Below are 12,243 nucleotides of genomic sequence, written 5' to 3'. Positions count from 1 at the left end.
AGAATGCCCCCATTCAATTTAACAGTCAATAAAATCCGTGGCAATCAGCATGACTTCCACCGTACCAGCCTTATCCGGAGTTCCCATATAGCCCCAAATAATATTCGCTGCATCTGTCATTTCAGCCTTTAATTTCATAATTGCGGTATTTATATCATACATGCTCATATCATCGGCACCGATAATATACAGGATTGCCCCCTGCGCCCCTTTGACACTGCGCTTGAGCAACGGACTATTGCAGGCTTTTTCCAGAGCTTCCGCTACATCGCCTTTTTCGCTCACACCTACCGAAAATACCGCATCACTGGACTGACTTTGTCTAAGTATTGTGCTTATATCGGCAAAGTCAATGTTTACATCACCAGTAGTCATGATAATTTTGGTTATCAACGTAACCGCTCGCTCTAATACCGAATCCGTCAGCTTAAAGGCATTGCTGACCGTTAATTGTTTTGCCTCCGGTAAAGTCATAAGTTTGTCATTCTGAATTACTATCAAGGCATCAACCTCTTTCTCCAATTCATTTAATGAAGTCATTGCCGTACGATTACGCTTACATCCTTCAAAGGAAAATGGCATGGTAACAATAGCCACAGTCAGAATGCCTTGTTCCTTAGCAAGTTTAGCTACTACAGGTGCAATCCCTGAACCTGCTCCACCTCCTAAACCAGCCGTAATGAATAGCATATTGATATTTTGCATCATCTCTCGCAATATATGTTCATCTCGTAATGCCGAGATTTCTCCTTTCTTCATATCACCGCCTGTGCCGTAACCATCGGTAATATTGCTTCCTACCTGAATAGTTGATATTCCCCATCTGCTCAACCCATTCAAAGCACGCGAATCCGTATTGATGGCTACCATTTCAATGTTATCAAACAATTTATTTGCCGCCAGACTTTCCAGTACACTGGTTCCTCCACCTCCTGCCCCTACTATTTTTATATTGACAGTCGCTTTATTATAATCATTTTCTATATTCTCATTTTTTACAGTCATGTTCTCCTCCATTAAATAAATCATTATTTTATATATCACTGGTACAAACATAGCATAATAAATACACAAAAACACAAACGCTATGCGTATTGCAGATTTTTAACGAAAATTACTTCTTATACATTATTGTTTGTCGAGCCATATTATCTATATTTCCCATAAAACTATTATAATAATTATTAAATTCATCTTTAAGAAGTGTGTTTATACAATCAATTTTGTCACACATATCATTATTGGAAGAATAATCGTCACAATCCCTCTTTATCATTCTAATTAGATAGGTATTCAGAAAATCATCAAGCTCCTCCATATTTTTACCATCTGTCTTTTCTGCAATTAAACATAGAATTTCGTCATCTAACATCTCATTCAATTTTCGTCTTTGTTGAATAATCTTTAACATTGCTAATCGTTCGGTAGTACCAGGACTATCTATCTTTACTACATAGCCACTTTCTATACACCAACGTAAATTTTTGCTTAATCCAAAAATATTCATCGGTTTTCTCCGGGATGCTATTACCGTATGTTTTTCTTTCTCCTTACGTCCGTCAATAATCTTCAATATTGTCTCGTGTATTTCCGCATCATTTTCTATTCTATGAAAATCATCCAACAATAACAATTCCTATTGCATATAGTGATCAACTAACAAATCCGTAAATTTTTCATTTTTTATCTCATCCATCAGCTCATCGCATCTTTTATATGAAATTCCGCGCAAACCGCCTTCATAAAATGTTTCGTTCGCAATCGCATGAAGTAAATACGTTTTTCCTAGCCCCTTATTCCCATATATCACTACCGGATTATATGACTTATTATCACAAGCCACTTCAAATGCAGCATGATACGCATCCCGATTTGAATACCCTCTTATCATGCTTCTCAATTTATAATTTTTATTGAGTATATGCTCATCATTTCCATACATAATTCCCATCCTCCTCATCATTACTACCAGAATCACATCTTACTTTTCTATTAATAATAACATTTACGATGTACAAAATAATGCACATCGTAAATGTTATGATTATTGCAGAATTTTAACGGACAAAAATTTTTTCCTTGTAGCTTTACAATTGATGTGAGACCACCACTGTACAAAAAACGGTTGAGTCCTTTAGAATTTAATTACCACACCAAACTCTCAGAAAGGACGTCAACCGTTTTGAATAGTATATCACATTCCACCCGTTATCTTCCATATGAAACTTCAACTAGATTCCACGCTGTCAAACTTTATCGAACTGGTGTTGGTGTAAAGTTTGTCTGCCGCCGCTACCATATTTCTAAGGCTTCCATTATGCGATGGAATAAACGCTTTGACGGTACCCGGGATTCGCTTCTGGATCACTCTCACCGGCCTCATACGCCACATCCTAACTCACATACAGACCTCGAGCTGAAATGGATTCGTGACCTGCATAAACGCAACCCACACATTTCCTTGCTGGAAATGTACGGAAAGTTAAAGACCAACAAGGGATATAAAAGGCATCCGCTTTCTCTCTACCGTGTTTTTGTTCGGCTTGGGTTTTCATCAAAAGCACCATCCACTAAAAAGCCCTACGTTCCCAAGCCATATCATACTCCCGACAAAATCGGCGTTAAATGGCAAATGGATGTGAAATATGTTCCTGCTGCCTGCTACACCGGTCAGGTTCCACAGAAATTTTACCAGTACACAGTCATTGATGAGGCTTCCAGAGAGCGGTTTATTTATCCATATCTGGAACAAAGCAGCTTCTCCACCGTAGATTTCTTAAAACGTGCTATCGCTTACTTTGGCTATAAATCGCGCGTACTACAAACGGATAACGGTGCCGAATTTACTCATATCACGAAGACAGACCGTATACATCCGTTGGATTCCTTATGCCAGAAGCTGGGCATTGTACATAAAAAGATTCGCCCCAGGACGCCGCGGCATAATGGCAAGGTTTAACGCAGCCACCGCAACGACCAGGAGCGCTTCTATAACTTCCTGAAATTCTATTCTTTTAAGGATTTAACAGCACAAATGTCACGTTACCGTCGTAGGTCTAATAATATTCCTATGCAGGTACTGAACTGGATGTCTCCCGTCCAAAAACGCAAATCTTTAGAACAGTGTAGCTAAATCATTCTAAAGGATTACCCTATTTGTAGGTCTCACATCATTGACAAATACACAATTTTAACGGACAAAAAATTTTTCCTATTGCAGAGAAATAACGCTGACATTGCAGAAAAATAACATCCACAGATTCAGTATCCTTGATTTTATCCCTATCACGCACCTTTTCCCCAGTCAATCAACAACTTATCCACACAAAATCCCTTCCTGCTGTTATTTTTCTGCAATGGACGTCAAAATTCTGCAATTCCTCCGTTATTATTCCGCAATAACTCCGTTAAAAATCTGCATTTGCGTTATTCCCCTGCAATAAACTGCCCTATTTTCGCCGTACGGCACGGCCTGCCAATAGCCGCCTATATATAGATTTAGCTTTTATTAAATCAATAAGGCTAATAAACGACTCTAAGAATAACGCACACACGCAAGGATTATGCCTCTTTTATCCTTTGATCATGCTTAATTGCAGATATTTAACGTGCTTGCTTACACCGACAAATTCTGATAATGTGTTTAACACGAGGTGAAAATATGACCACGCCCCAACAGTTAGAACTGCCTTTTTTCTCGTCCATACAATACGCCACAGCCTATTTCTTTATTGCATGTCACTGCCCAATTGTTTGTTGATGCCGTCCAAGAGTTCCTTTAGCTCCTTGCTTTCCGTGAGCTTATAGGCAATGTCAAGGAAATACGAAGCATGCTGGAGCTTCTTATTCGCCAGCATGGTCTTGCCGTAAAGCATGGCCGTCTCGATGATCTTGGCATCGGGGCCAATCGGGAACTGGTATTTCTCGCCGTAGGAACGCATCGCCCCCAGGGAAGGACGCGTTGCTTCGCCCTTTGTCTCATCGTAGATATACTTGAGCTCGTTCTCCGCCTGGAAGCGGCCCTCCGCCTCGGCAAAGGTCATGCTGAGCAGATAGCAGCCGACGGCTTCGTCCCACATCTGCTTTTCGACGAAGTAATAGCCGAGATTGCGATAGCAATGGGCAATCTCACGCCGCTTATAGCAGATGGAGAAAATCTTCGTCGTGAGCGCTTTGAACGTCTTCATATCCTTCTTCTGCTTATAGACTTCTGCATGTTCAAAGGCGATGTCGGCGCTCATCGGATTCCAGTCCATGGCAATGGCCAGTGCCTCCTCGGCCTTGTCAAGCTCGCCGAGCTCTAAAAGCACAGAACCGTACATCGCATAGAGACGGTTCACTGGCTCCTCGATATCGGCAACCGGCTGGATTTCCGGATGCTGGCTCTGGAACATGACCATTTCCATCAACGTATTGAAATCGTAATAATCGGCCTGTCCATCCGCATAGAGATTGAGCGCCTCGATGCGCTCGATTTCCTTCTTGAGGATAGCTGCGGCCTCTTCCGTATTCTTGTTCTCACAGGCATCGACGGCCTGCGTGATAGCCGCATTGATTTCCTGTGTCAGGGCTGATTCTTTCATCTGCGTGATACCCTCCTGTCCTAATGTCATATTCGTATATTGTACCACAAAGTGCCCCAAAACGAAAATGCACCGCCGCGTGATATCGTATCACACGGCGGTGCATCCTATCCGGACCAGTCACAAGACCGGTCAATCATCAGAATTTAAAACGGTTGGCCTCATTCTGCAGCTCGTCAGCCATGCGCGAAAGCTGCTGGCTCGAAGCGGCAATCTCTTCCATCGAAGCCGACTGCTCTTCAGTGGCGGCCGAAATCGAGGAGATGTTCTCGGTGATGCGTTTCGTGGAAGCCTCGACATTCTCGGCATCCTTGAGCACCGACATGCTCGCATCGGCCACCTTGTTGGCATTACTTGCCGACTCCTTGACCATCTCATCGACGATGCGGATATGCTCGGCAATGACCTTGAACTGGTCGCCAGCTTCCTTGACAGCCTGGCTGCCTACCCGTACCTGCTCGGTACCGGCATTCATCGAATCGACTGCCTGGATCGTGACCTTCTGGACACCGCCGATCTTCTGGGCGATCTCCTGGGCAGCCTCGGAGGACTGCTCAGCCAGCTTGCGGACCTCATCGGCAACGACCGAGAAGCCGCGGCCCTGCTCACCAGCACGGGCTGCCTCGATGGCAGCATTGAGTGCCAGCAGGTTCGTCTGCTCAGCGATGCTCTGGATCGTGCTGACGATCTCGCCGATCTCTTCCGAGCGGCGGCCCAGCTCGCCGACAGCAGCTGCCGACTCATTGACCGTACCGAATACTTCGCGCATCTTGTTGACGGCGTCCTCGATGGCGGCAACGCCCTCGAAGGCAGCCGTGCCAGCCTTGCTCGAAGTCTTGCTGATATGCTCGGAGGCCTCCGCGATGTTCGTGACCTGCTCGGTCATGTTGCGGATATGGCCGACAACACCAGTCATCGTCTCATTCTGCGTATTGGCCGACTCAGCGATATCGCCGACGCGCTCAGCCACATGGGTGATGGTCTGGGCGACCTGCTCGACACCATGGGACATCTGGCCCGAGGAGTTCGATACCTCGTCGGCACTGCCCTTGATCTGGCCCAGCAGCTTCTTGAGCTCGTCCGACATCTTGTGGAACGAACGGGCCAGGTTGCCGATCTCATCATCGGTCTCGATGGTCAGGTCATTCTGGCGCAGGTCGCCATTGGCGATGCGGCCAGCCGACTGCTCGAGGCCGCGCAGCGGCGAAACGATGATGTTCGAAATCCACATGGTCGCGAAGAAGATCAGCACCAGCGCTACGACGAGCACTACAGCCAGCGTCATGCGCATGCTGTTGACGCTCGACATAAGCTGGCTCCTATCGACAATCGTCAGATACTTGTAGCCCGTCTTATCGGATACATAAATATTGACAAATTTCTTCGAACCATCCAGCTCGATTTCCTGCAAGCCTTTAGCGCTCATGTTGATTGACGCGATATCGCCAAGCTCAGACTCTTCGAGCTTCTTGAAGGCTGCATCTGGATGTTTCGGATCGGCAATGATGACATTGTCCGCATCGAGCATCATCAGATAGCCCGTCTCGCCGACCTTGATCTGCGAAATCATGTCCGTGACTACCGGCAGGTCAATGTTTAAGCCCAGGACACCAAGCGGCTGCCCCGACATATCCTTGACCGTAGCGAAGATGCCGACCGTCGGCGTACCCTTCGAAGTCTTGAACGGCTTCGTGATGCGCACAGCATTCGTATCCGCCATGCTTTCCTTGTACCAGTCACGCTTACGGGAATCATAGCCCTTCTTGCGCTTTACGGCCGGATACTGCAGGTAGCCGCCATCGGTCGTACCATAGCTGACAACGGAAATGACGCCCTTATTGGCCTCCGCCATACGCTGGAAGAGCTGATAGGCCTGCAGCTCAAAGCCGCCCTTGGCCTGCGGATCCATGGCAATCATGCCATCGGCGCCAGCCTCACCATCGATATACACCGTGACGCCGCCACCGTTTCTGAGGATTGGATCGTTGGCCATATTGACAAGGCCATCGCGCAGACCGCGCAGGAAAAGATCCATCGACGTATCTACCTGCGTTGCCTGCAAATCCGTCTCCTCAACAAAGTTTTCCATCTCATGATTCGTGATGATGCGATCGAGGACAATGCCCAATACCAGCATCGTCGCTACAAATACCACCGAAACAAGAACCATGATTTTCTGTTTGACACTGAAACGTGCCAGAAGTTCTTCCATCCTATCATCTCCTTATACTTTCATCGAGTCCCCATTCTTACACCGACACGTAAGTCAGCATAATCCTACGATACTTCCTTTATACGACAATGGGGCACAAAATTCCTTCTGCCTCTCCATCTTTTTCCCACAAAGAAACAAACCCATGGGCCAGCGGCTGACAGCCGCTATTGCCTATGGGTTGGAATTTGTTGCTAACAGTCTGTACCGCTTTCCTGACGGTTCAGGAAAATACGGTCTTTTTCACTAAGCTCGGCCTTTTCCAGCAGGTCAGGCCGGTATTTTTTCGTTACCAAGAGCGACTGCTCACGGCGCCACTGCCGGATCTTGGCATGATTGCCGGACAGCAACACCTCCGGTACGGCCATGCCTTCAAACTCACGTGGACGCGTGTACTGCGGGAACTCCAGCAGACCATCGTAGAACGAATCGGTCGGCGCCGAATCGGGAGCGCCCAGCACCCCCGGCAGCATGCGCGAGACCGCATCGGTGATGACCATAGCTGGCAGCTCGCCACCCGTCAGGATGAAGTCGCCAATCGAGATGGCCTCATCGGCGAGCTTATAGATGCGCGCATCAAAGCCCTCGTAGTGGCCGCAGATAAAGACGAGCTGCTCGTAGCCGGCCAGCTCCTTGGCCTTTGCCTGCGTGAAGGTCGGCCCCGACGGGTCCATGATCAGCACGCGGCGGTTGGCGGCGAATTCTTCCGTTTTCGCCAGCACATCACGCACAGCCTTGTACATCGGCTCAGGCTTTATGACCATGCCCGCACCGCCGCCAAAGGGCGTGTCATCGACGTGATGATGCTTGTCTTCCGTATAATCACGAAAATTCGTGAAGTGGATGTCGAGGATGCCGTTGTCCACCGCCCGCTTCGTGATGCTGTCGCCGAATGGCCCGGCAAACATCTCCGGAAAGATCGTCACCATATCAATGCGCATCGGAAATCTCCTCCGGCATATCGACGACCATGCGGCCGCCAGCGATATCGATTTCCTTGACAACGGCCTTGAGGGCCGGGATCAGGAGCTCACCGCCATCGGTGCGGCGCGCCTGGTAGACATCGTTGCTGCCCGTGCGCAGGACGTTCTCCACCTTGCCCAGCTCCTTGCCGCCCACATCATAGACCGTCAGGCCGATGATGTCGAAGGTGTAGAACTCGCCCTCGGAGAGCGGCGCCGCCTCACTGCGGTCCACCGTGAGCAGCCTGCCCGTCAGGCGCATAGCGTCTTCGCGGACCGGATACTCGCGGAACTTCATCAGCACGTACTGCTTATGATACTTGCAGCTTTCCACATGCAGCAGCTCATCGCCCACCATGACTTCCTTCATCGACGCAAAGCGCTCGGTGAAATCCGTCAGCGGGATGATGCGCATCTCGCCATGGATGCCATGGGCAGCACCGACCTTGCCGATGGTGACGCGCTTCTTAGCTGCGGATGGCGATAATCTTGTCATCTTCCACCAGCACTTCCACATTCATGAGCTCGCGCATGTCATCGCCCACATGGACGTCAACCTGACGCTCCAGCGTGCCCTGCACGATCTCAGCACCGAGAACGAGTTTCTCCGTCTCTTCCTTGCGAGCCATAGCTTCCTCACGGTACTGCAAGCGCTTCTGGCGCTCCTGGCCGAAATGCGCCTGGATGGACTGCAAACGCTGGATCTCCTCCGGCGTCGGGTTCTCCGCATCCTCCGGCTGATTCTCCTGCATCACGCGCTTTTCCTGGATGTTCAGCTGCTGAACCTCGAGTTCCGCGCGGTTGATACCCTCTTCGAGGTCACCGATGATTTTTGCCTTGAGCTTCTCCGTCAGCTTTGCCTTGATCGTGACCGGCATTTTCAGTGAAATCATATCCATGACAGTTCCTCCTACACATAGAAATAGCGGCCTGCTCATGTAAAGCATGAACCTGCCGCTGTTTCATCTAAATAATCTCAACCGTGACTTTGGTATTCTCCCGGGTGGCCGCGGCTTTGACCACGGTACGCATGGCTTTCGCGATACGACCCTGACGCCCGATGACCTTACCCATATCATCCTCGGCAACATGAAGTTCGAGCACGGTCTGCCCATCTTCCTGTCGTTCGTCCACACGGACGGCCTCGGGATGTTCCACTAAGGATTTGGCGATAACTTCAACAAGTTCTTTCATGTTGAGCCTCCCAATTATTTCTTAGCTTTAGCTTCAGCAAATTTAGCCATGATGCCCTGCTTGCTGAGGAGATTTTTAACGGTATCGGTCGGCTGAGCGCCTTTGTTCATCCAATCAAGAACCTTAGCTTCGTCAACGCTTACGACTGCCGGCTGCTTGGACGGATCGTAGTTACCGAGAATCTCGATGAAACGGCCATCACGCGGAGCGCGGGAATCAGCTACAACGATGCGATAGAACGGATTCTTCTTTGCACCCATACGGTTCAAACGAATCTTTACTGCCATGAAAATTCACCACCTTTCGTAGGGAAAATAAACTTTATAAAAAATCAATGCATGAACGGAAGTTTCGGGAAACCGCCGCCCAGGCCGCCAAGTCCTCCCAAACCAGGGAAGCCTTTCTTGCCCTTCTGCATCTTTTTCATTTTCTTCATCATCTTCTTCATCTCGCCGAACTGCTTCAGGAGCTTGTTGACATCCTGCACGCGAGTGCCGGAGCCCAGCGCGATGCGCTTGCGGCGGCTGCCATTGATGATGTCGATGTTGGCACGCTCGGCCGGTGTCATCGATTTGATGATGGCCTCGATCTGGCGCATCTCCTTGCCGTCAAGATCGATATTCTGGCCTTCGAGCTGCTTCTTGAGGCCGCCCATACCAGGGATCATGCCGAGGATGTTCTCCAGCGAACCCAGCTTCTTGACCTGCTGCATCTGGGAGAGGAAATCGTCCAGAGTGAACTCATCCTTGCGGAGCTTGCGCTCCATCTTCTTGGCCTCTTCCATGTCAAAGGTCTGCTGCGCCTTCTCGACCAGCGAGAGCACATCGCCCATGCCGAGGATACGCGATGCCATGCGGTCCGGATGGAATGGCTGCAAGGCCTCGAGCTTCTCGCCCATGCCGACGAACTTGATGGGCACGCTCGTGACTGCCTTGACCGAAAGGGCCGCACCACCGCGGGCATCACCGTCAAGCTTCGTCATGACGACACCATCAAGGCCGAGCGAATCGTTGAAGGCCTGTGCGACATTGACCGATTCCTGACCAGTCATCGCATCGACGACCAGCAGGATTTCGTGCGGCTTGACCTCGCCTTTGATATCGCGCAGCTCCTGCATGAGCTTCTCATCAATCTGCAGGCGGCCAGCGGTATCGATGATGATAACATCGTTGGCATGCGACTGCGAATACGCGATGGAGTTCTTGGCGATCGTCACAGCATCCGTGCCCTGCTCCATCGTGAAGACAGGCAGCTCAAGCTGCTTGCCGACGACCTGCAGCTGCTTGATAGCTGCCGGCCGGTAAATATCACAGGCGACGAGCAACGGGCGCTTGCCCTGCTTCTTGAGGGCCAGACCCAGCTTACCGGCAGACGTCGTCTTGCCGGCGCCCTGCAGGCCAACCATCATGATGACGGTCGGCGGATTCGGGCTCATATTGATACGGCTCTGCGTACCTCCCATGAGGTTCGTGAGCTCTTCATCAACAATCTTTATTACGACCTGAGCCGGCGTCAGCGTTTCCAGGATATCCTGGCCGATGGCGCGCTCCTTGACGGTCTTTATGAACTGTTTGACTACCTTGAAGTTGACGTCGGCCTCAAGCAGGGCCATACGCACCTCACGCATGGCGTCGTTGACATCGTCCTCAGTCAGCTTGCCATGGCCGCGGAGCTTCTTGAATGTCTCCTGCAGGCGGTCGGATAAACTCTCAAAAATCAAAGCGATACCTCCTGACTACGCCCCAAGAATGGCGCGAGCCGGTCGAGCACCTCAGTCACAGCCGCTTCATTGCCCGGCTGCCTGAGGCCTTCGATGGATTCATATATTTTCGCCAGTTCCTGCCGCTCCTCTTGATAGCGATGCGCCAGACCCAGCTTTTCCTCATACGCCTCCATGGCCTTCTGTGACCGATGGATGTTGTCGTAGACAGCCTGCCGGGAAATCCCCAGCTCCTCGCCGATCTCCGACAAAGAGAAATCTTCAAACAGATGCATGCGCAGGCATTCCTGCTGCTTTTCGGTCAAAAGCGCCCCATACAGGTCAAACAAAGCCGACAGATATAAAAGCTGCTCCATATTCCTATCACCTGTTTTACAAAAATATGTGCCAAGGCTTTCTCCTTGACATTGCTATTATACCGAAGCCATCATAACCTGTCAAGCATTTTTCCTTGGCACATAAATTTCTTTTTCTTCTATTTATATTTTTACGTACTCCGCGCCCAGCGCGAGGATTTGCCAGCCATTTGCCTCCAGCACTGTCGCAAAATCATGCGCCGTGCCGTTAAAGTCAATGTCAACGGTCATATTGCCAAAGCTCGTGCTGCGGACAAAGACGTTGTTAACGCCTGCAAGCTCGCGCAAATAGGCTGTCGCCGCGCTGATATTGCCGAGCTTGCTGCCCGTAACGACCAGCTGCAAGTGCTGCTCGGGATTGGCCGCCTTGTTAAGTGCAGCCTTGCCGATGGCCGCAGGGATACCCTTGGCGGCAGCCGCTACAGCCTCATTTACCGCATTAGGCCCGCGCCGCTCAGACTTGCCAGTGAATACGCCGGTATAGATGACCTCGCCATTATTGACATTAAGCATGCGCACCGACACGGTGACATTGGCCTTCTTGAGGTTCTCAAAGCCTGGCATCGGCGCATAATCAGCCACACTGCCCACGGCCTTGTCGACCGTGACCGTCACCAGATAGTCCAGCGGGAATTGACTGGTCAAAGTCTTCAGCATTGACTTGTCACCGGCATAGCTTGCCGCCAGCAGCTGCTTCTGTTTTGACTTGTCAAGCTGATTGACGTCAACGATGCGCGTATAGCCCTGCATGCGGATGCCTTCCATCACGGCATTTTCAAGGCTTGCATAGCGGATGCCCTGCTGGTCCATGGCCACGACACCGACACGCGGGTCCTGCATATTGGCACCGACCACAGCTTTTTTCTGGGCATACGTGCCAAGCGCCGCGCTGATTTTCTGCTCCGAGACATCGGCGCGCACCTTGACCGTATAGAGCCCGTTATCCTTTACCGATGACAGTACCTCATAACTTTTGATATAGCCATCGGCCTGCGTGTAGATGCGGTCATTGATCAGCTGGTAATTCTGCACATAGCTGCGGCTGTCGACCATGACGCCGACCTGCTGCTCAATGGCCTGCCGCAAAGCCTGCCTCAGCGCACTGCGCTCCGAGCCGCCATATCCCGTCACCGTCACCACGGCCGCCGATGCCGTCATCACCGGCAGCATCAGCAGCCCTGTCAGCACTGCAAGTTTCTTCCCCATTGCCCTCGCC

At 50.3% G+C, this 12,243-nt stretch carries 13 protein-coding genes and 1 pseudogene; 1 reads left to right on the top strand and 13 read right to left on the bottom strand.

Features of this window, described 5'->3' with window-relative positions; genetic code table 11:
• Window positions 1-18 precede the first annotated feature (18 nt).
• The 3 genes from BM181_RS01905 to BM181_RS15825 form a co-directional block, all read right to left on the bottom strand.
• Window positions 19-1,005 (bottom strand): cell division protein FtsZ, encoded by a 987-nt coding sequence (locus tag BM181_RS01905; RefSeq protein ID WP_075441910.1) that lies wholly within the window; start codon window positions 1,003-1,005, stop codon window positions 19-21.
• Window positions 1,006-1,114: 109 nt separating this feature from the next.
• Window positions 1,115-1,624 (bottom strand): DnaA ATPase domain-containing protein, encoded by a 510-nt coding sequence (locus tag BM181_RS15830; RefSeq protein ID WP_177207145.1) that lies wholly within the window; start codon window positions 1,622-1,624, stop codon window positions 1,115-1,117.
• A 12-nt stretch (window positions 1,625-1,636) separates the two neighbouring features.
• Window positions 1,637-1,942 carry a DnaA ATPase domain-containing protein gene (locus tag BM181_RS15825; protein WP_075441906.1) on the bottom strand — a complete coding sequence of 102 codons (306 nt, stop codon included), beginning with the start codon at window positions 1,940-1,942 and terminating at the stop codon, window positions 1,637-1,639.
• A 240-nt stretch (window positions 1,943-2,182) separates the two neighbouring features.
• Here BM181_RS15825 and BM181_RS15055 point away from each other — a divergent pair.
• A pseudogene (locus BM181_RS15055) lies at window positions 2,183-3,133 on the top strand (DDE-type integrase/transposase/recombinase).
• A gap of 595 nt (window positions 3,134-3,728) precedes the next feature.
• Here BM181_RS15055 and BM181_RS01885 read toward each other — a convergent pair.
• From BM181_RS01885 to BM181_RS01840, 10 genes are all read right to left on the bottom strand, one after another.
• A complete protein-coding gene (locus BM181_RS01885; RefSeq protein WP_075441905.1) occupies window positions 3,729-4,583 on the bottom strand; it encodes a tetratricopeptide repeat protein in 855 nt (284 codons plus the stop codon).
• Window positions 4,584-4,722: 139 nt separating this feature from the next.
• Window positions 4,723-6,795: a methyl-accepting chemotaxis protein gene (locus tag BM181_RS01880; RefSeq protein ID WP_075441903.1), complete on the bottom strand. Its 2,073-nt coding sequence runs from the start codon at window positions 6,793-6,795 to the stop codon at window positions 4,723-4,725.
• A 194-nt stretch (window positions 6,796-6,989) separates the two neighbouring features.
• Window positions 6,990-7,736: a tRNA (guanosine(37)-N1)-methyltransferase TrmD gene (gene trmD / locus BM181_RS01875; RefSeq protein ID WP_075441901.1), complete on the bottom strand. Its 747-nt coding sequence runs from the start codon at window positions 7,734-7,736 to the stop codon at window positions 6,990-6,992.
• Window positions 7,726-8,253: a ribosome maturation factor RimM gene (gene rimM, locus BM181_RS01870; protein WP_075441899.1), complete on the bottom strand. Its 528-nt coding sequence runs from the start codon at window positions 8,251-8,253 to the stop codon at window positions 7,726-7,728. The genes trmD and rimM overlap by 11 nt, the downstream gene beginning before the upstream one ends.
• Window positions 8,225-8,656, bottom strand: a complete 432-nt coding sequence (locus BM181_RS01865) for a YlqD family protein (protein ID WP_075441897.1) — start codon at window positions 8,654-8,656, stop codon at window positions 8,225-8,227. The genes rimM and BM181_RS01865 overlap by 29 nt, the downstream gene beginning before the upstream one ends.
• Window positions 8,657-8,723: 67 nt before the next feature.
• Window positions 8,724-8,951, bottom strand: a complete 228-nt coding sequence (locus tag BM181_RS01860) for a KH domain-containing protein (RefSeq protein ID WP_075441895.1) — start codon at window positions 8,949-8,951, stop codon at window positions 8,724-8,726.
• Window positions 8,952-8,965: 14 nt separating this feature from the next.
• Entirely contained in the window at window positions 8,966-9,238 is a 273-nt protein-coding gene (gene rpsP, locus BM181_RS01855) for a 30S ribosomal protein S16 (protein ID WP_075441893.1), read from the bottom strand.
• 44 nt (window positions 9,239-9,282) lie between these two features.
• Window positions 9,283-10,671 (bottom strand): signal recognition particle protein, encoded by a 1,389-nt coding sequence (gene ffh / locus BM181_RS01850; protein ID WP_075441891.1) that lies wholly within the window; start codon window positions 10,669-10,671, stop codon window positions 9,283-9,285.
• Window positions 10,668-11,027: a YlxM family DNA-binding protein gene (ylxM, locus tag BM181_RS01845; protein WP_075441889.1), complete on the bottom strand. Its 360-nt coding sequence runs from the start codon at window positions 11,025-11,027 to the stop codon at window positions 10,668-10,670. The genes ffh and ylxM overlap by 4 nt, the downstream gene beginning before the upstream one ends.
• A 123-nt stretch (window positions 11,028-11,150) precedes the next feature.
• The gene (locus tag BM181_RS01840; protein WP_075441887.1) at window positions 11,151-12,233 is read right to left on the bottom strand and encodes a flagellar assembly protein T N-terminal domain-containing protein; all 1,083 of its coding nucleotides are present in this window, start codon (window positions 12,231-12,233) and stop codon (window positions 11,151-11,153) included.
• Window positions 12,234-12,243 lie beyond the last annotated feature (10 nt).

Source organism: Pseudoselenomonas ruminantium, assembly GCF_900113715.1.
GTDB classification, from domain to species: Bacteria; Bacillota; Negativicutes; order Selenomonadales; family Selenomonadaceae; genus Selenomonas_A; species Selenomonas_A caprae.
The sequence above is the reverse complement of the archived record's forward strand: the minus strand, read 5'-3'. Positions and strand labels throughout refer to the sequence as shown.